This is a genomic window from Mesorhizobium sp. P2_B5, from assembly GCF_056404775.1.
On the sequence record NZ_JBFUDJ010000001.1, the window covers coordinates 699,605 to 720,192 of the forward strand.

Here is a 20,588-nt window from a genome sequence, read left to right on the forward strand (position 1 = left end):
TTTGCGATGATAGGATCGCGCAATGCGAATTGCCTTTTACGCGCCGCTGAAGTCGCCCAATGATCCCGTTGTCTCTGGCGACCGCCAGATGGCACGGATGCTGGTCAAGGCACTGCAGCACGGCGGGCATAGCGTCGAACTGGCATCGGAGTTGCGCTTCTATCTACGCCAGCCGGAGCCGAAAAGTTTCGATGCGCTCAAGATCGAGGCCCGGGACGAAGCCGCGCGGCTGACAAGGCTTTGGGAGCGTGACGGCAAGCCCGATCTCTGGTTCTGCTATCATCCCTACTACAAGGCGCCCGACCTGATCGGGCCAGAGCTGGCGTCGACCTTTGCTGTCCCCTATGTGACAGCGGAAGCCTCCTATTCCAGGCGGCGCAACGCCGGCTTGTGGGCCGATAGCCAGGCGTTGGTGGCGCGAGCCATCGAACAGGCGGCGCTGAACATCTGCTTCACACAAAGGGATCGGCAGGGACTGGCAGATGTGATTCCTGACGCCGCTCTCGGCATGCTTTCGCCTTTCATCGACACATCGGCATTCCGGGAAACGCCGGCCCGGGGTTGTCCGACGCGCCTCGTTACCGTTGCCATGATGCGCCCGGGCGACAAAGTCGAAAGCTATCGCATGCTGGCGCAAGCGCTCGGCTCGATCGGCCACCTGCCCTGGACCATGTCGGTCATCGGCGATGGACCTGCCCGTGACGAGGTCAAAGCGCAATTCGCCGGCTTGCCCGCCGACCGTATCGAATGGCTTGGCGCGATCGAGCCGGCCGCCGTACCGGATGTCCTTTATACCAAGGGAATTTACGTCTGGCCGGGTTACGGCGAGGCCTATGGCGTTGCCTATCTTGAAGCCCAGGCCGCCGGCCTTCCGGTGGTGGCTCAGGACATTGCCGGCGTGCCGGAGGTCGTGCGGGATGGCCAGACAGGGTTTCTCACCCCACCGGGCGATGTTGCGGCGTTCGCTTCCGCCATTGCAAGGCTTCTGGCCCATAACGACGAAAGGACCATGATGGCCGCAGAAGCCAGGCGTTTCGTCCTCGAAGAGCGCTCGCTGGGTGGTGCGGCGGCGCGTCTGGCCGAACTTCTCAAGAAGATCCCGGTCTCATGACACCCGATCCGATCTGGCAGCCCTTGGTGGACGAACTGGCGCGCCGGCAACGGGCGGGCCGCAAGGCGGAGTTCTGGCTGCGCGACGATGACGCCGTGGATCCGACGCCTGCGCTTGATCGGCTGCTCGACCTCACTGGTGAATTCGCGGTTCCGGTCACTCTGGCTGTCATTCCGGCCGAGACCGACGGCAAGCTTGTCGTCCGGCTTGACGAGGCGCCGCATGCCACGGTCGCCATCCATGGCTGGGCGCACCGAAATCATGCGCCTGCGGACCAGAAAAAGCAGGAGCTCGGCTCGCATCGGCCACGCGAGGCGGTGCTCGACGATCTGGCTCGCGGGCTGTCGCACCTAACCGGCCTGCACGGCGCACATGCCGTTCCGATGCTGGTGCCACCCTGGAACAGGATCGACGCCGGTCTGGTATCCGACCTTGGATCCATAGGATTTGCAGCATTGTCGGTCTTCGGGCCGCCGAAGCCGGCTCCCCTGGCCGTCATCAACAGCAATGTCGACATCATGGATTGGCATGGCACGCGCGGCTGCCGCGACCATGGCCTGTTGGTTCAGGCCATCATCGCGCAATTGCAGCATGCATTCGATGGCGGCGAACCGGTCGGCCTGCTCACCCACCACCTCGTCCATGATGAATCGGCCTGGCTTTTCCTTGAACGGCTGTTCGCAGTCACCGCTCGGACTGAAGCCTGCACATGGCTTCCGATCCGGACATTGATCGGGCGCAGCGCCGCTAGAGCATGATCCCGAAAAGTGGAATCCGGTTTTCTCGGACAAACGGTTTCCGTTTGTCCAGAGATCATGCTCAAACAAGGAGAGAAAAATAGCTCAACGCTTTTTGTGCCGTGAGACCGGGAATTGGAGCGTCTGGCCATCCCGCGCGGCAAAAGCGCCGGCAAACCTGTCCTTGGCCAGTTTCTCCATCTCGTCCAGCTGCCCGTCGGTGCGTGTCGGATCGTGGTGAAACAGCGCAAGCCCCCGCGCACCGGCCGCCTCACAGAGCTTGACTCCCTGTTGCCATGTCGAGTGCCCGTTACCGCGGCGGCGTTCCATTTCCTTCTCGGTGTAGGTGCAATCGTAAATGACGAGGTCGGCATCGTCGATCAGGCCGAGCACCGACTGATCGAGTTTGCCCGGCTCGTGCTCGGTGTCCGTGATCACCGCCACGACGCGGCCGCCCCATTCGACCCGGTAGCCTATGCAGCCGCCCGGATGGGTAAGGCTGCCGGTCCGAACCACCACCCCTTCGCGCGGCCGAAGCACGTCTCCGGACACAAAGTCACGGCAGTCGAGCTTTGCCTTGCAGACGTCCATTTTCACCGGAAACCATGGCGGCCGCATGAACTCGTCGATCATCTGCCGGGTCGTCATGTGTCCAGCGAGATGCCCGGACCAAAGCGTAAGCTTGACGCTCGGGTCAAAGATCGGCGCAAAAGCCGGCAGTCCGATGATGTGATCGTAATGGCAATGGGTGAAAAACAGGTCGAAATCGGTCACATCCGACGCCTGAAGCGCCCTGCCGGCAGGCCGCAGGCCGGAGCCCGCATCGAACAGAATCGTATGCTTGCCGCATCGCATTTCAATGCAGATTGTGTTGCCGCCATAGCGAGCGAATTCTGGCCCGGATACCGCAATGCTGCCGCGCACGCCCCAAAACCTGACCAGGAAAAAATCGTCGTCCATGCTACCTTTTGCCTACCGTAGCTTCAGGCGTTTCGTGCATCGATCAGATCCGCGGTCGTATGGCTTAGCCGATCGGCAAGAACCCGCACCATCTCGATGGTCATTTCCGGAAACTCCTTCATAAGCCTCAGGAAATGATCCTTGCGGATTCTCAGGACTTCCAGCGAAGTTGCCGCCCTGACGGTGGCGGTGCGGGAGCTGTTGCACAATATGGCGATCTCGCCAACGATCGAATTTGGCAGCAGTTCGGCAACTTTTATCGGCCCGCTGTCGGAATCGACCAGAATATCCGCCGTGCCTGAAAGGATGACATAGGCGGCGTCTCCCTCGTCGCCCTGCCGGAAAAGAATCTCGCCGGCGCTGTAGTTCACGCGGTCGGATGTGAACGCAAGCAGCTTGAGCTTTGCCGGCTCAATGCCAGAGAACAAGGGAACGCGTTGCAGCATTCCAACTTCATCCTTGAGCAGCATTGTCGCAAACCTTCCTAAATTCGCGTCTGCCAGACTATGACAGAAGTTCCTTGAAGATACCGTTCCCTGCCAAAAGTGTCTCGTGCGTACCGTCTTCCACCAATTGGCCAGAGTCAAAGACGATAACGCGGTCGAACATCATCGCCATTGCCGGACTCGTCACGACCCACACGATTGCCGGCGAATGGCCGTCGCGTCTGGCTTCCTCGAGCACGTTTCGCAGCACCTTGTCCTGAATGCGCTGGTCGAGCGCCGATAGCGGCCGGTTGAGAATGAGAAAATCGGGACGCTTGAGCAGGGCCCGGGCAACATCGAGCTTCTGGCGCTGTCCACCGGTCAGCCGCCTGCCGCCGGCGCCGACATTGAAGTCCAGGCCAACATCCAGCAGCTCGGCATAAAGCCCCAGTTCGTCAAGAATGTCATAGACGATTGAGCGTATGCGGTCCGGCGCGTCGGGATGGTTGGTGCCCACGCGCCCGAACAGGACATTGTCCATGACGGTGGCCGCGGCAATGTATTTGTCAGGATCATACCGTTCGATCGCGTTTTGCAGCTGGGGCGGAAGATTTTCATAGAACTGGTTGCGCGCGGCGACGATCTTGCCCATCAGTTCGTCGGTCAGCAGGCCGAAGCGGTGCCGGGGCTCGATATAAGCAAAGCTCAAGGTGATGATCATGGCGCGGTCGGCCTCCGAAACCGCCTCGTAGGGACGGTTCTTGAGCCGCTGCAGCAAGGTCTCGTAGGCGGGTATCTCCTCGGCGCTCATGAAGGCGAGCTGCTGGAAGAACTGGTGATCGGGCGGCAGGTCGGCAAACAGCTCGATCGCCTGTTCGGCAATCTCCATGCCCATTTCGTAGAGCGTGCGGTCGAGGCCGGCTTGCTTCAGCACGGAAGCAAAATAGGGATTGGCCGCCAGAGCCTTGTCGGCCAGCTCGGGGCCGGCAGCAGCGCCGAAAAGCAGGTTCTGACCGATCGTCGCTTCCGTGTTGTAAGCGCCCGGCTCGAAAGGAACCACCAGTTCGCGCAGCCCTTCCTGTTCCAGCCGGGTTCGCAGCGCTGCACGCAGTTCGACGATCCGCCCGGCAAGCTTCGTGTGACGCGTGAGGTCAGCCGAAGAGCGCAAGCCAAGATCCAGAATGTCGCGCGACAGAAGAACCGCGTCGAGCACCCGGCGCACGGCTTCAAAGAGGTCATGCGGGCCGGTAGCACCGGCGGAGACATAGTCGATCCAGTCGCTGTGGATATCGAAATCCGGATTGCCCGACCGGCGCGCCTCGTCGATGTTCCAGCGCTGCTTGTCTGCCGCGGCGCCTTCATAAGTCACCGATGTCAGCGGCGCATGCTTCAACCCGTAGAGCAGGTTATCGCGCAGGCTTGCCTGGAACAGGAAAACATCCGACGAGGCGTAGGACATGCGCCGGCCAGTCACTGCTTCGGGGAGTTCAAGCAGGTCGTCGGCGCCCGAAGCGACCTTTCCGCTTTCCGGCCAGTTCAGCCGTGCGAAGGCTTCTGCCAGCGCCTCCGCTCCACCTGTTGAGGTGCTGACCAGCGCCACCGTCTCGCCCGGCTTGACCTGCATGGAGATACGGTTGAGGAGCATTGCGCCGCCATCGTCTGCTATGGACAGACCGACCGCCGACAGCGGTTTTGTCATCGGACCGGGATCGTCGATCGTCAGTGCTCCGATTCCCGGCGCAATGATATTCTCAACGGTGAACTGTTCAACGACCTGCTGATATTTGACCTGGACATCCTGCCGATCCTGATCCCAGTCGATCAGTTCCTTCATCGGGCCGGGCAGGTCCTTGTAGGCACCGATCACGGCCACGAGCTGGCCGACGTCCAGTCGCCCCGCGATGACCAGATAGCCGCCGATCATGTAGAACAGAAAGGGCGTGAGCTGCGCGAGAAAATTGTTGAGGAACTTTACCATGAATTTCCATTGGTAAAGATCGAAGCGGATCTTGAAGATGAGCCCGAGCCGGGCCGCTATGTCGGCGCGCTCGTAGTTCGAGGTGTCGTGGACGTGAACCGCGCCGATGCCGTCGACGATTTCGCCAACCCGGCCCGAAAGCGCGCGCGCCGTCAATTGCCGCTGGCGCCCGAGCACGAGCAGCCGCCGCCGCATGCGCGGGATGAGCACGATCTGGATCACCACGATCACCACCGCAATCATGCCGAGCCAGACGTTCTGGACCATGATGAACAGCATGGCTGTCAGCGCCTGGCCGCCGAGCAGCACCGGCTGCAGGAAGGCATCGCCGATGAAGCCGCCCAGCGGCTCCACCTCGTCCTTCACCATGGTCGCCACTTCGGCGGATTTCACCCGCTTGAAGTAAATCGGCGGAAAACGCAGCACACGATCGATCAGATCGAAGCGGATACGCCGCAGCATGCGTTCGCCGAGGCGGCCTTTGTAGGTATTGATGTAGAGTTTGAACAGGCCGTTGATGACGACCAGCAAGAGGAACACGACGCTGAGGGCAAGCAGCGTCGCCGTGCGGTCGAGTTGAAAACCGGAGAAGAACTGGACCTCGCCAATGAACGGCAGGTCATAGTGCAGCCTCATGAAGGGAAGGGTCGCGCCGGGTTGCTCGAAGCCCTTGCCCTGGATCGGGCCGTTGACGATCAGCTTCGGCAGGTTGAAGGACATGAAATAAGGGATCATCGAAAGCAAGACGATCGCCAATATCCAGATCTGCTGCTTCCTGGTGTGCCTCCAGATATAGCGGGCTAGGCTGGGTTCCATATGCGACTGCGGACCCCTCAGTTGGAACGATGCAGGCGGCCAAACGGCTGGCGGCTTGCGTGGGATTTTGGCGAATAGCCTAACAGCAGGGGGCCGCCGCTGCGCGACTCGTGGCGGCGGATGGACGCCAATGGTCCGAACAGATGCAATAGGTTCCCTCCGGCAGCGGGCAATGGCAAAACGACTTGCGGCATAGTCACGTCCGCAAGTCGAACAGCCTCGCGGGAGGCAAGATTGCGTTGTGTCGCCCGAAATCCCAACATAGAAGACGAATATGATGGATGTCACGCAACCACGCAATGCCGGCATGGACGGGCACGAGCAAGCCCTGGACCTCACGCGGGGAATTGCCGCCTACGTCAACCACCCTCTTGTGGCCGCGCTGGCGCGCGTCATCGCCAAGCACCCGCAGGCCGATATCGCCAACGCCTTCAACCACAAGCAGGTCGCCTGCAAGATGTGGGCGCTCGACAGGCTGTTCGAAAGCTGCGGCGGCCGGTTCGGGCGCATATGGGTTCTGGGTGGATGGTACGGCGTGTTGCCGGCAATGCTTTTCAACGACGCCCGTTTCGATATCGCGGCGGTCGACAGCATCGACATCGATCCCGAAGTCGGGCAGGTCGCCCGGACCCTCAACCGGGAAGCCGGCGACCGCTTCCGGGCGCTGACGGAAGATATGTACGCACTCGACTATGCGGCCGGGCAGCCTGACCTGGTGGTCAATACAAGCTGCGAACACATAGCCGACCTCAGCGCCTGGCTTGCCCTGCTTCCGCGGGGCACGACTGTGCTGCTCCAATCGAACGATTATTTCAGCGAGCCGACGCACATCAACTGCGTGGCCTCACTGGCAGCCTTCGAAGCCATGGCGGCGCTGCGGGAGATCAGGTTTTCCGGCGAACTGCCGACAAAAAATTATACGCGCTTCATGCTGATTGGAACTGTTTGAAGCGCGTTGGGCGAATCGAACCCGGACGCGACCCGCGTTAGGTTTTCGGGGACCAGGTCCGATACCGCTCGCGCAGGATTTGCGCTGAGCGGCGCGCGCCTTCCAGATCGAGACGATGCGCGACCGGCTTCGGTCCCGCAAGCGCCTGCTCGATCGCTTTCGCCAGCCCCTCAGACGTCAGGTCCTTTTCCGCCAGCACCGTCGCCAGACCGAGTTCTTCGAGCATCAGGGCGCGGACCGTCTGTTCGGTTTCCCCGCCGGCCGCGAACGGTACAAGCAGGGAGCGGCACCCCGCGCGCAGGACATCGCAGACCGTGTTGTAACCCGCCTGCGAGACCGACAGCCGGGCACCGGTCAGCAGGCTGGCGAAATCCTCGCGGAACCGGAAGATGGACAGGCCCGGCGTGGCATCGCGTGAAATCGCGTCAAACTCGTCCTTCGGCAGGTTTGGGCCGGTGATCAAACACCACTTCCGGGCGTTGTCGGCATTGTGCGCCGCCGCGATGGTGGATCGGACAAGGCTCTTTCCGGCAGCCCCGCCGCCAACCGACACCACGACGTCGAAGCGCTCGGAAGCCGCGGGCGCCGGGGGCGCGGCAACGAGCCCTGTGTAGGCAACCTCGGCCCTGATTGCTCCCGCCAGTGGAAATGTCTTGTCGATGGTTGCGAAAGCCGGATCGCCATGGACCATGACAAGGTCGAAATGCCTGTTGACGAGATCGACCGTTTCCTCGTTTCGGCCCGGCTTGACGCGCTCCTGAAGGATGTCGCGCACCGACGTCGCCAAAAGTGGCCTGGGCGACATCGCGTCGATGGCCTCGATCAGCGGCAAGAGTTCGAAACGCATCTGCCGGCGCCCAAAGGGAAACGCCTCGACAATGACGATGTCAGGCCTGCAATCGCGGAATGCCTGCAGCAGCATCCCGCAACGCCGCGTCTTGAAATCATCGTCGACGGGCTTGCCTTGCAGGTCGACAAGCCCGGAAAATCCTTCATCGCCGGAGGTGACAGGCGGCAGCGTTACAGATTTCACACCAGGTCCCGGAAACCCCGCGACCGGCGTTCCGCCGGTCACGACGGTGACGTCAAACCCGTCATCGGCCAAGGCCGCCGCAATGCGGCTGGCGCGGGCGAGATGGCCGATGCCGAGCAGGTGCTGGACATAGAAGAAAGCGCGCAGCCGCTTCATTCGGCGGCCCGCCACTCCCGCTCGAACAGGTCCTTGAGCTGTCCAATGCTTGCCATATGATCGAAATTGCCGCGCACGCGCCGCTCCGCGGCGTCGCCGAGGCGGGCGCGCAGCACGGGATCACGGATCAGGCGCTCCAGCGCCTGTGCCAGGGCAGCCGGGTTTTCTGTCGGAACCAGCAGCCCGGTTTCATCCGACGATAAAAGCTCCGGCACGCCGGAAATATCGGTCGACACGCAGGCAAGCCGCTGGCTGGCCGCCTCCACCAGAACATTGGGCAGACCGTCCCGGTCGCCATCCGCGGTGATCCTGCAAGCGAGCGCAAAGATGTCGGCGCTGCGATAGTGCTCGAGCACCTCCTTCTGCGCCAGCGCGCCTTTCCAGGAGACGCGACCCTCCAGTCCGAGCTTTCGCGCCAGCGGCTTGAGCCGTTCCAGTTCCTCACCGCCGCCGATATGCTCGAACCGCCACGCCAGATCACCAGGCAAGAGGGCGAGAGCCTCCAGCAACGTGTCGTAACCTTTCTTTGCAACGGCGCGCCCGACACTCAAGATGAGGACCGGTTCGTCCGGCGCCGAGCCGTCATGTTGTTTTCGCGCCGCGTCGAAACTGCCGAAGCGATCGAGGTCGAGCCCATGATAGCTCAGATGCACGGACGAGCTGCCGTTGGCGAGTTTTTTCAGGCGGTCGAAGCCGGTTTGCGTGCAGGTGACCGTCCAGCGCGCCGAGGAAAGCTTGGCGGCCAGATCCCAGTCCGCCGAAGTCCAGATGTCCTTGGCATGGGCCGAGCAGCTCCAGGGCTGGCCACGAAGCTGGCTGGCATAGCGCGTCACCGATGCCGGCGTGTGCACGAAATGGGCATGCAGCCAGCCTGCATCTTGCGGCCATTCGGCCGCCAGCACGAGCGCTTGGCCGAAGCGGCGCACGCGATTGCGCGTAAAGTCGCGAGGGATATCTGCAGCCAGCGATTTGAGCGCGCGCCAGAAGCCCGGCCGCGGCAGACAGGCAAACAGCGAGCGAGCCACGCGCAGCGGCTCGTCATGCAAATATTCCGGCAGATAATGGACGGGCGCTTTGATCTCGTCATGCACGGGGTGGCGTTTTGTGTCGGTCGGCCGCCTGAGCGCGAAGAGGATGAGGTCGAACCCCGCACGCTCAAGACCGAGCAGTTCTTGCGCGATGAAGGTTTCCGACAGCCGCGGATAGCCCTTCAGAACCACGACGATCTTGCGGCTTTGCAACTCAGTTCACACCTTCAATGACCGAAAGGTGATGGCCGGCCCGGCGGTCGAGCAGTTCTGCGACGATTTCGGAAATATGAGGCAGCCCTTCCAGCGTCAGATGCGGATTGCTTTGCGATGGGCGGGGCCGATCCGGCAACACCTTCAATGCATCGGCGAACCGCTGGGAATCCTCGGCTTCTTCCGGCAAAAGCATCTCGATGAGGCCGAGTTCGGCTGCGCGCCGGGCGCGGATCAGTTGTTCCTCGCGGGGCGTGACGCGTGGCACGATCAACGCCGGCTTGTCGAAAGACAATATCTCGCAATAGGTGTTGTAGCCGCCCATCGCCACCACCGCCTTGGCGCCGGCAATCAGCTCTTCCATGCGGTTGTCGAACTCGATGATCTTGACATAGGGGATCTTGGCACCCTTCCTGACCAGCTTGTTGCGCTTGCGCGCCGGCATGTAAGGCCCTAGCACGATCAGCGCCCTGTGCTGCAATTGCGGATCCTGCTGATAGGCATCGATGACGTCGTGGATCAGTTCGGCGCCGTCGCCGCCGCCGCCGGTGGTAACCAGGATATAGTCGCCCTCGGGCCGGTGGCCGGGCAACTCGTTCTGCTGCAGGCTCCGTTGCAGGAAACCGACGAACTTCATCTTTGCCCTGACAGCCGGCGGCACATCCAGGCCGGTCAACGGGTCGTAGAAATCCGGCGGGCCATAGACCCAGACCTTGTCGTAGAACAGGCCGATCTTGCGCATCACATCCCTGCGCGCCCACTCCGCTTCGAGCAGATGCGGCGCATCCATCACCTCGCGCAGGCCAAGCACCAGCGTGGTACCCCGCGTCTTAAGGTAGGACAGCGTATCCTCGATCTCACCGCGCAGGCCGAGCGGCTCCTTGTCGACGATGAAGATATCCGGCCGGAAGCTCTCGGCCGTGTGGCGGATGATCGACTGCCGCATCCTCAGCGTCTCATGCAGATCGATATCCTTTTCCAGTGAGGTGTATTCGCCGTTGCGCAGCTTGATGACGCTGGGAATCTTCACGAAGTCGACACGGGCGCGGTAGTCGAAGGCGCCGGCGATGGTCGCACCCGAGATGATAAGAACCTGAAGTCCGCGGAAATCCCCGACCAGCGAATGCGCGATCGTTCGGCACCGCTGCAAATGGCCGAGCCCGAACGTGTCGTGGCTGTACATGAGAATTCGAGCGTCTTTTGCGTGCTGTGTCATGTTGAACGTCTTTTAGAATTCTCGCCGGACCGTGGGCAACCCCGCAAGCTTCAAAATCATCCGCCGGTCTGCCGGCCTGTTTTGAGACATGAGGGGCGTGAGGTACGCAACGGCATTCTTCACCTGGAAACGAATGCCAAGGGGCGCTGATGTGACGCCATGCCTTGTCTTCGTCGACGACATATGGCTCGAGCACAAATCTCTGTCATGAGGCTTGACCCCGTGGAATTTCAGGCCTGCGGCCTGAGGCAGGCAGAGCGCATATTGCGAAAAGTTGAGGGCGACCAGGGGAAACGAGGTTGCCGCACATTGTGAGGAGAACCCCGCACCTTGGGAAAATGCTTCATAATCCATTGAAACGCAACGACCGCCAGAGGCCGCTCGTTGCGGCCTTTTATCCTGCCATCACCCTCGGCCGGTAGCAAGCCTCCAGTCCCTGAACCTGTATGGGGCTGCGTTTGGGAAGCGCTGCGAGCCTTTCTCGGAATTCCGCCAGGTCGACGCCAGCCGGTGGATACGATAGTTTGTGGAATGACGAGCGATCCACTTGCGCTTTTAATCGACGGCGACAACGCCTCTCCGAAGATCATCTCGGGGCTTCTCGCGGAGATCGCCAATTATGGCACAGCAAGCGTCAAGCGAATCTACGGTGACTGGACGAAGCCAAACCTCAACGGCTGGAAGGAGTGCCTGCTTGAGCATTCCATTCAACCTGTACAGCAGTTCGCCTACACGACGGGCAAGAATGCGACCGACGGTGCGATGATCATCGACGCGATGGACCTGCTCTACACAGGGCGATTTTCCGGCTTCTGCATCGTCTCCAGCGACAGCGATTTCGCAAGGCTCGCGTCACGCATCCGCGAGCAAGGCATAACCGTTTACGGGTTCGGTGAACGTAAGACGCCTCGACCATTCATCACTGCCTGCGACAAGTTCATATATGTCGATGTGCTCGGCGGCGCGGCAACAAAGCCGCAGGCAGCCCTAATCACCCCAGAGAAGGCCGTAGCAAAGCCAGCCAAGGCTGCCACCGTACCCATCAAAATCGAACCGGAACAAGGTCGGTCGGCGCGCGGTGGAGCGGCGAATGGCAGGCTGAACGAAGTCGCTCTCGGCATGCTTCAAAAGGCAGTGGAGGCGTCGGCGGATGAGGACGGCCGTGCAAACCTCGGCCGTGTGGGCGCCCATCTGTCAAAACAGTCTCCAGACTTCGACGCTAGAAACTACGGCTTTGCGCGATTAAGCGATCTAGCGGTCGCTTCCGGTATTCTCGACGTGGAGCGCGTCGGTGACCAGAAGGTCGTCATGGTCCGACTGAAGGCAAGCTGACCCGGCGGGGACGAGGATCGGATGTTTCGCGTCTGATTGCACATTGTTCCGACCGATTCCGGAGCCATGGCAAGCCACATAGGACTCACTTTTCCTGGAATTCCTCCAAGTCGACGCCAGAGAATGGGTGCGGTAGTATCGCATCAGATGTTTGCGACTGCTTGACCGGGGGGTGCAGTGGATACGTCTTCTTTCAAACGCTGGCCGGCAAAACCGAGGGTGCGCGATTCTGCGGTCTTTCTGACTGAATCGTGCCCTATCTTGGGGGATTTGCCATGACAGCTGATGCCAATGTCGACCAGATTGCCAAGTACGGGGCCGAGGCGATCGTCAATGCGGTCACGGCGCGGGTGAGAGACCGCGAGGCGCTGATCTGGCTGTGGCCGCAGCTCGAAAAGCAACTGATGGCCTATGATGGCCATCTGCAGACGACATTGTTTCCCGGTTTCGAGGCGCCGGCCGTGACGGCGTTGCCGCGGGCGCTCAGCCGGCGCGAACTGGCCGCCACGCTAAGGCTGGCGCTGCTGACGGCGCTGGACAGGATCAGCCCTCTCGAGGCCGCCGCGTCCGCAAGTGCTGCCGACATACTGGCGGAATGGAACAAGCTTTCGGCCTTCGTCAGAAACAACATCAGCGATGGCTTTTCCGGATTTCAGAATATTCGCAGCCGGCTCTATACCCAGTTCGGCGCGCCCAGCAATCCGGCCAAGGCGATCGACCGCGTCAACGCCTATTACAGCCAGCTCTCGGGTGCCGGCTTCCCCAAGGCGAGCTTCAAGTCGCCGGTGCATCCCGTGCTCAAGGCCCGGCTGGCGAACACGGTGGCGCTGCTGACGGCCAAGGGCGCCACAGCCGCGCTGACCAAGATCAAGAGCGTCGGCGGGTTCAACATCAGGCCCAATGTCAATTCGCCCGCGCGGCTCAGCAATCATTCCTTCGGCTGGGCGGTGGACATCGATCCGGCGATCAACCCCAATGTCGACAAGGATAATCTGCCATTGGCCATCATCGCCGCCTTCACCGGTGTCGACCTCTACGGCGCCGAGAGCGCCACGCTGCGCGCCGGCGGCCCTTATGACACGTTGCTGCCGGCGGCTATTGTACTGTCGAAGGCCAACGCCGCTGTCGTTGCCGCTTTCGCCAATGGCGATGGCCTCAAGGCCGCCATGGGCAACGCCATAACACGGCTGGCCGGCGTGACACTGCCGGCGGCGAAGCTCGCCACGGCCCATGCCCTGGCAACCGCCGTGCCGGCCAAGCAGACCGATCTCGCCACGCTGCTTCAGGGCGCCGGCGCCACACCGGCCAAGGCCAAGTCGATCGCGAAGCTGCTGGCCGATGCCGCCGACCTCTCCCGCAGGGCGGCCAGGGTCAGCTCACCCAAGATCATCGGCACCGACGCTTCGGTTGCCCGCTTCGGCTTCTTCAATCTTGCTCCGCAAGCCGCAGCCGGGTTGGCCGCCAGTGACGGCGGCGGCCTGCGCTGGCTGGGCGCTGCCACCAAAACCAAGGACTACATGCATTTCGAGCTTGCGGAGGCCGATCAGCCGAAGCTGTTCTGACAGTACGTAGCGTCTGCAGTTTCTCGATATTCACTCATTAATCGAGTTTTATCGATTGTGGGCGGTACGGTCCGACCGCCTCAAAGATTTAAGTGCGCTGATAAGAGGAGCGCCAATGAGATTCGCAGCCATGCAAGATCCATGTGACCACTGGCTTGTCTACGATTTGATGTCATCCCTGCCGGCGGAGGTAGAAGGACGATTGCTGATGGGGCTGACGCGGCGCGAAGCCGAGCAGCTTGCCGCGCAGGCCAATGCGAGCTTCGTCAGGCAGGCGAGCCGTTGCCAGTTCCGCACCCCAGCTTCGCGTAGGGATGCCTGCCTGACTACGCCAGCCTTGCCCTTGTCGTACGCGGCGTCGCCAGCAAAAGGCTGGTCTCGCTGCCCGTTATTCCAGGAATCAGCCGGATACGCCTCAGCACCGCGTCGAAATCGGTGAGCGAGGCCGTGCCGAGTTCGACCACCAGGTCCCAGCGGCCATTGGTGGTGTGAATGGTCGAAACCTCGGCGAGGCCGCCGAGCGCCCGCACCACGCGGTCGGCGGCATGGCCTTCGATCTCGATCATCATCACGCCGCGTATCCTCTGGTCGACGGCGTCGGCGCGCAGCACCACGGTGTAGCCGATGATCTCACCCGACTTTTCCAGCCGCTCCATGCGCGCCCGGACCGTGGCGCGCGACACCCCGAGATCGACCGCGAGATCGGAGATGCTGCGCCGCGCGTCGTGCCTGAGCAGCGTGACCAGCCTTTCGTCGAGCGCGTCCATGAATTTATCCATTTTGATCAAGATGACTTCTCGAAATGATAAATCATTCTTTTCGAAATGCCAATTTCGCCTGTTCAAACTGCCGGGCGGGAATGGTTCATTCCACGCATCAATCGCCCCAATCAATTGCAAGGACAAAAAGAATCATGCGCTGCAGGATCGTTGGCGCGCCGGTGCAGGACGGCGCGGGCAGGATGGGATGCGAGATGGGGCCGAGCGCGCTGCGCACCGCAGGGCTTGTCTCGGTTCTCTCTGAACTCGGCCATGAGGTCGAGGACTGGGGCGCGGTGCAGCCGGCTGCGGCGCGCGCCATCGTCCACGGCAATCTTGCGCTGAAGGCGCTGCCGGAGATTTCCGCCTGGACAGCGGCGATCGCCGAGAGCGCCTATGCGGCCTCGCAGGACGCCATGCCGATCTTTCTTGGCGGCGACCACGCGATATCAGCCGGCACGGTATCAGGCATAGCGCGCCGGGCGGCCGAGCGCGGCCGGCCGCTCTTCGTGCTGTGGCTCGACGCGCATCCGGATTTCCACACGCTCGACACCACCGTCAGCGGCAACCTGCACGGCGTGCCGCTTGCCTATGCCAGTGGCCGGCCAGGCTTCAACGGCTATTTCCCGGACCTGCCCGTCGCCGTCGATCCCGCCCGCATCTGCGTCATGGGCCTGCGCAGCGTCGATCCGGCCGAGCGCCGGGCGCTGAACGAAGCGGGCGTGACCGTGCACGACATGCGCACCATCGACGAGCACGGCGTCGCGCCTTTGCTGCGCGCCTTCCTCGCCCTCGTCGAAAAGGCCAATGGCCTGCTGCATGTCAGCCTCGACGTCGACTTCCTCGACCCTTCGATCGCGCCGGCCGTCGGCACTACTGTGCCCGGCGGCGCCACTTTCCGCGAGGCGCATCTGGTGATGGAGATGCTGTCCGACAGCGGCCTGGTCTCCAGCCTCGATCTGGTCGAGCTCAACCCGTTCCTCGACGAGCGCGGCCGCACCGCCACGCTGATGGTCGACCTCACCGCCAGCCTGATGGGCCGCCGCATCATGGACCGCCCGACCCGCAGCCATTCCGGAAGCATTGCATGACCCAGCCTTCCCGCCTTGCCATCGTTCCCTTCGTCAGCGTCGACCGCATGATGAAGCTGGTGCTGACCATCGGCGTCGAGCGGTTCCTGACCGAGCTCGCCGCCTATATCGAGGAGGATTTCCGCCGCTGGGAGCTGTTCGACAAGACGCCGCGCATCGCCTCGCACAGCCATGACGGCGTCATCGAGCTGATGCCGACCAGCGACGGCAAGATGTACGGCTTCAAATATGTCAACGGCCATCCGAAAAACATGCGCGAGGGCCGCCAGACCGTCACCGCCTTCGGCGTGCTCGCCGATGTCGGCTCCGGCTATCCGATGCTGCTCACCGAAATGACCATCCTGACGGCGCTGCGCACCGCGGCGACCTCGGCTGTGGCGGCCAAATATCTGGCGCCCAAGGGCGCACGCTCGATGGCCATCATCGGCAATGGCGCCCAGTCGGAATTCCAGGCCGTCGCCTTCAAGGCGCTGCTCGGCATCGACCGGCTGCGGCTCTACGACATCGACCGCTCCGCTTCGGAAAAATGCGCCCGCAACCTCGCCGGCCAGGGCTTTGACATCACCATCTGCACGACCGGACAGGATGCGGTGGAAGGTGTCGACATCATCACCACGGTGACCGCCGACAAGCAGTACGCCACCATTCTCACCGACAACATGGTCGGCTCCGGCGTGCACATCAACGCGGTCGGCGGCGACTGCCCCGGCAAGACCGAACTCCACCGCGACATCCTGTTGCGCTCCGACATCTTCGTCGAATTTCCACCGCAGACGCGCATCGAGGGCGAGATCCAGCAGCTCGACGCCGACCATCCTGTGACCGAGCTGTGGCAGGTGATGACCGGCCAGGCAGAAGGCCGCAGGACGGCGGAACAGATCACGCTGTTCGATTCCGTCGGCTTTGCCACCGAAGATTTCTCGGCACTCCGCTACGTCCGCGACCAGCTCCAGGCCACCGGCCTCTATGAAGAGCTCGACCTGCTTGCCGACCCCGACGAGCCGCGCGACCTGTTCGGCATGCTGCTCCGGGCAGCGCTGCAGCCGGCCGCCTGAGGACAAGCAATTCCAGGAAAATTGTGAAGCGGTTTTCCGTCCGGAATTGCGTCAAAACAGACAGTAGAGCGGTATACCGCTCTACGCATCGCGGGCGGTCCGACGGCGTTTTGTTTGTTATGTCCGGATGGTAGATTTCACTGTCATTGCCAGGAGTCAGCATCCCCATGACAGAACGAACCACCATAGCCGCGTCATTGCCGGCAACCGCCGTCGTCCGCGTCTCGCGCGCCAGCTTCGACCCGAGCCGGTTCGCCGAGGTCGAGGCCGCAAGCAAGAAGACCGCGCAGTACATCATCCCGGCCATCAGACAGCTGCCGGGGCTGCTTCACTTTTATGCCGGCGCCTCGCCAAAGGGCTCGATCGTGCAAGTGAGTGTCTGGGACACTGACGAGCATGCGGCACAGTTGGACCATCTGAAGGAGATGGTCGTCGACGGCCGCCGGGATATGGAAGCAGCCGGCGTGACATTCACCCCGATTCTCAACCACCCGATCGACCGGACCTGGACCGTCTGACTACCCACGCAACGGTGCGCAGCTCTCCCGTTCGACGAGCACCGGCGTGAGCACTTCGCGGCGCGAATGCGCCGCCGGCTCGGCAACCCGCGCGAGTAGCAGGCTCACGGCCCTTGTGCCGATCTTCTCGACCGGTTGTGCGATCGTCGTCAGCGGCGGCCAGGTGGTGACGGCATAGGGTATGTCGTCGAAGCCGATCATCGACATGTCGTCGGGAACCCGCAATCCGCGCGCCCGCAGCACCGTCAGCGCGCCCATGGCCATCAGATCGTTGCAGGCAAACAGCGCCGTGATGCCGGGCGCCTGCGCCATCAGCCGTTCCATCGCCGTGCGGCCGCCGGCGAAGTGATAATCGGAATCGACCACGGCATTCGCCGGCAGGTCGAGCCCGGCTTCCTGCAGCGCCCTGGCGAAGCCGCGCAGGCGGGCCGGGCTGGAACTGGAATCGCGCGGGCCGCCGATGACGCCGATCTTCTCGTGGCCGAGCCCGACCAGATAGCGGCCGGCGAGATAGCCGCCATGATCGTGATCGACCAGCACGGAATCGACATTGACCGAATGGATCTCGCGGTCGAGCAGCACCGCCGGCACGCCAGGCAGCACGCTGGAGAACACCCGCGCATGGTCGGACGAGCCGGCAAAGATCAGCCCGTCGATCTGCTTGGCCATCAGCACCTGGAGGTAGCGCTCCTCCTTCTCAGCGCTGCCGTCGGAGTTGCACAGGATCACCGTATAGCCGGCGAGGAAGCCGGCATCCTCGATCTGGCGCGCCACGCTGGCGAAGAACGGGTTGGAATTGTCCGGCAGCAGCAGGCCGATGGTCTTGGTCTCGCCGCGCCTCAGGCTGCGGGCGAGCGTGTTGGGCCTGTAGCGCAGAGCGGCGATGGCCGAATGCACGCGCTCGGCCGTCTCCGGCTCGACATGGCGCGTGCGGTTCATCACATGCGAGACGGTTGCGACCGATACTCCGGCATGGCGCGCGACATCGGCAATCGTCGTCATCGATTATTCCTCTAGCGGATCACCCTTAGAAGCCGCTCCCGATAGGCGTCTAGGATGACGGCAAGCACAATGACAAGGCCTATCACAATCGGCTTGAAATTGTCGCCGACGCCGAGCAGCTGCAGTCCGGTCGACAGCACCTGCAGGATGCAGGCGCCGACCAGCGTGCCGATGATCGAGCCCTTGCCGCCGCTGAGGCTGGTGCCGCCGATGATGACGGCCGCAATCGCGTTGAGCTCGTAGCCGACGCCGGCGATCGGGCTGCCGATGTTGAGGCGCAACAGATAGACCATCGCCGCGATGCCGGCGGTCAGGCCGCTGATGGTGAAGGCAGCGATCTTGTAGAAATCCGGATTGTGGCCGGACAGCCGCACCGCCTCGTCATTGGTGCCGACGGCGAAGATCATGCGGCCGAACACGGTGAAGCGCAGCACGAACCAGCCGGCCGCGATCACCAGCACCGCGATCAGGAAGATCGACGGCAGGAAGCCGCCGATGATGAGATTGCCGAAATCGACGAAACTCTGCGGCAGGCCGGTGATGGTCGAATTGTCACTGACCACGCGGGCCGCGCCCGCCGCCATGTTGAGCATGCCGAGCGTGACGATGAAGGACGGGATCTTCCAGCGCGTCGAGATCCAGCCATTGAGGAAGCCGCAGACCGCTCCCGTGGCCATGCAGGCCAGCAGCGCCAGCAGGATCGCCACCCCCGGCGACAGGCTCTCGTCGATCATGACGGTGGCGCCGACCACCGTGCACAGCGCCAGCACCGAGCCGACCGAAAGGTCGATGCCGCCGGTGAGGATGACGAAGGTCATGCCGGCGGCCAGCACCGTGTTGATGGCGATCTGCACGAAGATCTTCAGCGCATTGCCCGACGTGGCGAAGTAGGGCGCCGTCGCCGAGAAGAACACGGTGATCAGCACCAGCGCCAGAAGCACGCCGGCATCGCGCACCAGAAAGCGCAGGAATTTCGCGCGGCCCGGGGAAACAGGCGCCGACACAGTCACTTGCGACGTCTCGCTCATGGTCGCACATACTCCTGATAGGCGAGCGACAGGATGTGCTCCTGGTCGAACGCGGCGCGCGGCACGTCGCCGACAATCTTGTTTTTGGAAAAGACGATGATGCGGTGGCACATGCCCATCAGCTCGGGCAGGTCGGACGACACCATGATGATGCCCTTTTTCGTCGCCGCAAGCATCCACAGCAGCTGGTAGATCTCGCGCCGCGCGCCGATGTCGACGCCACGCGTCGGCTCGTCGAGGATCAGCGTCGAGGTGCCCCTGAACAGCCACTTCGCCAGCACCACCTTTTGCTGGTTGCCGCCCGAGAGATTGCGCACCGCCTGCTCGATCGAGCTCGCCTTGACCCTGAGCTGGCCGACCAGATCGTTGGCGGCGGCAGCCTCCGCCCGGCGGTTGAGCAACCCGTTGCGCGAGACTTTGCCCAGATCGGTGATGGTGATGTTCTTGTCGACCGCCATGTCGAGCAGCAGGCCCTGCCCCTTGCGGTCTTCGGTGAGCAGGCTCAAGCCGTGCCGCACTGCATCCTTGGGCGCGGTGATCGCCACCGGCTTGCCGTCGATCTCGACCACGCCGTCTAGTTTCGGATCGGCCCCGAACAGCGCCCGCATGGCCTCGGTGCGGCCGCTGCCGACCAGCCCGGCAACGCCGAGGATCTCACCATGGCGGACGGCGAAGGAGATGGCAGGGGTCTCGGTGCTGCGTTTGAGATTGGCGACGCTGAGCGCGACCGTGCCCGGCACGATCGAAGCATCGAAGCCGTACTCGTCGGCAATGTCGCGGCCGATCATCATGCGCACCAGGTCCGGCACGGTGAGGCCCTGCAGGGCGCGGGTCGCGACCAGTTTTCCGTTGCGCAGCACCGTCACCCGGTCGCCGATCTCGAACACCTCGTGCAGGCGGTGCGAGATGTAGATGATGGTGACGCCCTTGGCTTTCAGCCGCTTGATGATGGCAAACAGCCGCTCGATCTCCGGCGGCGTCAGCGTCGCCGTCGGCTCATCGAGGACAAGCAGCTTTGAGTCATTGCTCAGCGCCTTGGCGATCTCGACCAGCTGCATCTGCGCCACGCCGAGCGCCTCGACGCGGGTGCGCGGGTCGATGTCGAGGCCGACCTCGTTCAACAGCGCCACGGCGCGGCTGTTGAGCGCCTTGCCGTCGACGATGCCGAAAGCGCGCCGCGGCAGGTTTTCCAGCATCAGGTTCTCGGCGATGCTGAGATAGGGCAAAAGGTTGAGTTCCTGATGCACGATGCGGATGCCGCTGAGCTGCGCATCATGCGGCGTTTTCGGCCGATAGGGCTGGCCATTGAAGGCGATCGAGCCGGAGTCCGGCTGATAGATTCCGGCCAAGAGCTTGATCAGCGTCGACTTGCCGGCGCCATTCTCGCCCAGAATGATGTGGGTTTCGCCGCGCGCGATCGACAGCGACACCTCGCTCAGCGCGACGGCGCCGGGAAAGATCTTTCCGACCCCTTCAAGGGAGAGAATCGCATCCATGGGCAGCGGAATCCTAAACTGCGCTCGTCCGCGGCGAAAGCGGCGCGGGCGCGTCGCCATCGCCGCCGACAGTTTGCCGGCGGCGATGATGAGACAAGCGGAAACGCCGGAGGGAGTACCGGCG

Annotated in this window: 18 protein-coding genes; 8 read left to right on the top strand and 10 right to left on the bottom strand. The window is 62.7% G+C overall.

Annotated features, from left to right (window positions below; genetic code table 11):
• Window positions 1-22: 22 nt before the first annotated feature.
• Window positions 23-1,111 carry a glycosyltransferase family 4 protein gene (locus AC1D1N_RS03545; protein WP_436262145.1) on the top strand — a complete coding sequence of 363 codons (1,089 nt, stop codon included), beginning with the start codon at window positions 23-25 and terminating at the stop codon, window positions 1,109-1,111.
• The gene (locus tag AC1D1N_RS03550; RefSeq protein WP_436262146.1) at window positions 1,108-1,869 is read left to right on the top strand and encodes a polysaccharide deacetylase family protein; all 762 of its coding nucleotides are present in this window, start codon (window positions 1,108-1,110) and stop codon (window positions 1,867-1,869) included. The genes AC1D1N_RS03545 and AC1D1N_RS03550 overlap by 4 nt, the downstream gene beginning before the upstream one ends.
• Before the next feature lie 84 nt (window positions 1,870-1,953).
• Here the strand turns inward: AC1D1N_RS03550 and AC1D1N_RS03555 are convergent, their stop codons facing one another.
• From AC1D1N_RS03555 to AC1D1N_RS03565, 3 genes are read right to left on the bottom strand one after another with little or no spacing between them, the layout of a single operon-like run.
• Window positions 1,954-2,808 (bottom strand): MBL fold metallo-hydrolase, encoded by an 855-nt coding sequence (locus AC1D1N_RS03555; RefSeq protein WP_477346644.1) that lies wholly within the window; start codon window positions 2,806-2,808, stop codon window positions 1,954-1,956.
• 23 nt (window positions 2,809-2,831) lie between these two features.
• Complete coding sequence (locus tag AC1D1N_RS03560) at window positions 2,832-3,278, bottom strand: cyclic nucleotide-binding domain-containing protein (RefSeq protein ID WP_112560182.1); 447 nt, start codon at window positions 3,276-3,278, stop codon at window positions 2,832-2,834.
• A 34-nt stretch (window positions 3,279-3,312) separates the two neighbouring features.
• A complete protein-coding gene (locus tag AC1D1N_RS03565; protein WP_112560183.1) occupies window positions 3,313-6,027 on the bottom strand; it encodes an ABC transporter transmembrane domain-containing protein in 2,715 nt (904 codons plus the stop codon).
• 274 nt (window positions 6,028-6,301) lie between these two features.
• Between AC1D1N_RS03565 and AC1D1N_RS03570 the strand changes: the two genes are divergently transcribed.
• On the top strand, window positions 6,302-6,976 hold the full coding sequence (locus AC1D1N_RS03570; RefSeq protein WP_477346646.1) for a class I SAM-dependent methyltransferase: 675 nt from the start codon (window positions 6,302-6,304) through the stop codon (window positions 6,974-6,976).
• Window positions 6,977-7,013: 37 nt separating this feature from the next.
• Here AC1D1N_RS03570 and AC1D1N_RS03575 read toward each other — a convergent pair whose 3' ends face one another.
• The 3 genes from AC1D1N_RS03575 to AC1D1N_RS03585 are packed head-to-tail and all read right to left on the bottom strand — an operon-like array spanning window position 7,014 to window position 10,622.
• Entirely contained in the window at window positions 7,014-8,165 is a 1,152-nt protein-coding gene (locus tag AC1D1N_RS03575; protein WP_477346648.1) for a glycosyltransferase family protein, read from the bottom strand.
• A complete protein-coding gene (locus tag AC1D1N_RS03580; protein WP_477346650.1) occupies window positions 8,162-9,406 on the bottom strand; it encodes a glycosyltransferase family 4 protein in 1,245 nt (414 codons plus the stop codon). The genes AC1D1N_RS03575 and AC1D1N_RS03580 overlap by 4 nt, the downstream gene beginning before the upstream one ends.
• A gap of 1 nt (window position 9,407) precedes the next feature.
• The gene (locus AC1D1N_RS03585) at window positions 9,408-10,622 is read right to left on the bottom strand and encodes a glycosyltransferase family protein (RefSeq protein WP_477346652.1); all 1,215 of its coding nucleotides are present in this window, start codon (window positions 10,620-10,622) and stop codon (window positions 9,408-9,410) included.
• 531 nt (window positions 10,623-11,153) lie between these two features.
• On the opposite strand from AC1D1N_RS03585, the gene AC1D1N_RS03590 reads away from it, so the two are divergent.
• Together AC1D1N_RS03590 and AC1D1N_RS03595 are read left to right on the top strand one after the other, a co-directional pair.
• Window positions 11,154-11,954 (top strand): NYN domain-containing protein, encoded by an 801-nt coding sequence (locus tag AC1D1N_RS03590; protein WP_477346653.1) that lies wholly within the window; start codon window positions 11,154-11,156, stop codon window positions 11,952-11,954.
• Between the two features lie 275 nt (window positions 11,955-12,229).
• Window positions 12,230-13,516 carry a M15 family metallopeptidase gene (locus AC1D1N_RS03595; protein ID WP_477346655.1) on the top strand — a complete coding sequence of 429 codons (1,287 nt, stop codon included), beginning with the start codon at window positions 12,230-12,232 and terminating at the stop codon, window positions 13,514-13,516.
• 326 nt (window positions 13,517-13,842) lie between these two features.
• Here AC1D1N_RS03595 and AC1D1N_RS03600 read toward each other — a convergent pair whose 3' ends face one another.
• Window positions 13,843-14,283: an Lrp/AsnC family transcriptional regulator gene (locus AC1D1N_RS03600; protein ID WP_112560188.1), complete on the bottom strand. Its 441-nt coding sequence runs from the start codon at window positions 14,281-14,283 to the stop codon at window positions 13,843-13,845.
• A 146-nt stretch (window positions 14,284-14,429) separates the two neighbouring features.
• On the opposite strand from AC1D1N_RS03600, the gene rocF reads away from it, so the two are divergent.
• From rocF to AC1D1N_RS03615, 3 genes are all read left to right on the top strand, one after another.
• Window positions 14,430-15,365 (top strand): arginase, encoded by a 936-nt coding sequence (gene rocF / locus AC1D1N_RS03605; protein ID WP_112560189.1) that lies wholly within the window; start codon window positions 14,430-14,432, stop codon window positions 15,363-15,365.
• Window positions 15,362-16,420: an ornithine cyclodeaminase gene (locus tag AC1D1N_RS03610; protein ID WP_112560190.1), complete on the top strand. Its 1,059-nt coding sequence runs from the start codon at window positions 15,362-15,364 to the stop codon at window positions 16,418-16,420. Before rocF ends, AC1D1N_RS03610 begins: the two co-directional genes overlap by 4 nt.
• 167 nt (window positions 16,421-16,587) lie before the next feature.
• Window positions 16,588-16,938: a hypothetical protein gene (locus AC1D1N_RS03615; protein WP_477346658.1), complete on the top strand. Its 351-nt coding sequence runs from the start codon at window positions 16,588-16,590 to the stop codon at window positions 16,936-16,938.
• On the opposite strand, the gene AC1D1N_RS03620 is transcribed toward AC1D1N_RS03615, so the two are convergent.
• Genes AC1D1N_RS03620 through AC1D1N_RS03630 form a run of 3 tightly spaced genes read right to left on the bottom strand, consistent with a single transcriptional unit; the run spans window position 16,939 to window position 20,464 of the window.
• Entirely contained in the window at window positions 16,939-17,940 is a 1,002-nt protein-coding gene (locus tag AC1D1N_RS03620) for a LacI family DNA-binding transcriptional regulator (RefSeq protein WP_112560192.1), read from the bottom strand.
• Window positions 17,941-17,951: 11 nt separating this feature from the next.
• Window positions 17,952-18,968, bottom strand: coding sequence for an ABC transporter permease (locus AC1D1N_RS03625; protein WP_112560193.1), 1,017 nt, complete (start codon window positions 18,966-18,968; stop codon window positions 17,952-17,954).
• On the bottom strand, window positions 18,965-20,464 hold the full coding sequence (locus tag AC1D1N_RS03630) for a sugar ABC transporter ATP-binding protein (RefSeq protein ID WP_112560194.1): 1,500 nt from the start codon (window positions 20,462-20,464) through the stop codon (window positions 18,965-18,967). Before AC1D1N_RS03630 ends, AC1D1N_RS03625 begins: the two co-directional genes overlap by 4 nt.
• Between the last annotated feature and the right edge of the window lie 124 nt (window positions 20,465-20,588).

What these genes read in the sequence shown, in the direction of transcription:
- AC1D1N_RS03575 (WP_477346648.1), bottom strand. Translation starts at nt 8,165, where the DNA reads ATGAAGCGGCTGCGCGCTTTCTTCTATGTCCAGCACCTGCTCGGCATC.
- AC1D1N_RS03610 (WP_112560190.1), top strand. Translation starts at nt 15,362, where the DNA reads ATGACCCAGCCTTCCCGCCTTGCCATCGTTCCCTTCGTCAGCGTCGAC.
- AC1D1N_RS03560 (WP_112560182.1), bottom strand. Translation starts at nt 3,278, where the DNA reads ATGCTGCTCAAGGATGAAGTTGGAATGCTGCAACGCGTTCCCTTGTTC.
- AC1D1N_RS03545 (WP_436262145.1), top strand. Translation starts at nt 23, where the DNA reads ATGCGAATTGCCTTTTACGCGCCGCTGAAGTCGCCCAATGATCCCGTT.
- AC1D1N_RS03565 (WP_112560183.1), bottom strand. Translation starts at nt 6,027, where the DNA reads ATGGAACCCAGCCTAGCCCGCTATATCTGGAGGCACACCAGGAAGCAG.
- AC1D1N_RS03585 (WP_477346652.1), bottom strand. Translation starts at nt 10,622, where the DNA reads ATGACACAGCACGCAAAAGACGCTCGAATTCTCATGTACAGCCACGAC.
- AC1D1N_RS03625 (WP_112560193.1), bottom strand. Translation starts at nt 18,968, where the DNA reads ATGAGCGAGACGTCGCAAGTGACTGTGTCGGCGCCTGTTTCCCCGGGC.
- AC1D1N_RS03600 (WP_112560188.1), bottom strand. Translation starts at nt 14,283, where the DNA reads ATGGACGCGCTCGACGAAAGGCTGGTCACGCTGCTCAGGCACGACGCG.
- AC1D1N_RS03620 (WP_112560192.1), bottom strand. Translation starts at nt 17,940, where the DNA reads ATGACGACGATTGCCGATGTCGCGCGCCATGCCGGAGTATCGGTCGCA.
- AC1D1N_RS03555 (WP_477346644.1), bottom strand. Translation starts at nt 2,808, where the DNA reads ATGGACGACGATTTTTTCCTGGTCAGGTTTTGGGGCGTGCGCGGCAGC.
- AC1D1N_RS03630 (WP_112560194.1), bottom strand. Translation starts at nt 20,464, where the DNA reads ATGGATGCGATTCTCTCCCTTGAAGGGGTCGGAAAGATCTTTCCCGGC.
- AC1D1N_RS03590 (WP_477346653.1), top strand. Translation starts at nt 11,154, where the DNA reads ATGACGAGCGATCCACTTGCGCTTTTAATCGACGGCGACAACGCCTCT.
- rocF (WP_112560189.1), top strand. Translation starts at nt 14,430, where the DNA reads ATGCGCTGCAGGATCGTTGGCGCGCCGGTGCAGGACGGCGCGGGCAGG.
- AC1D1N_RS03615 (WP_477346658.1), top strand. Translation starts at nt 16,588, where the DNA reads ATGACAGAACGAACCACCATAGCCGCGTCATTGCCGGCAACCGCCGTC.
- AC1D1N_RS03550 (WP_436262146.1), top strand. Translation starts at nt 1,108, where the DNA reads ATGACACCCGATCCGATCTGGCAGCCCTTGGTGGACGAACTGGCGCGC.
- AC1D1N_RS03595 (WP_477346655.1), top strand. Translation starts at nt 12,230, where the DNA reads ATGACAGCTGATGCCAATGTCGACCAGATTGCCAAGTACGGGGCCGAG.
- AC1D1N_RS03570 (WP_477346646.1), top strand. Translation starts at nt 6,302, where the DNA reads ATGATGGATGTCACGCAACCACGCAATGCCGGCATGGACGGGCACGAG.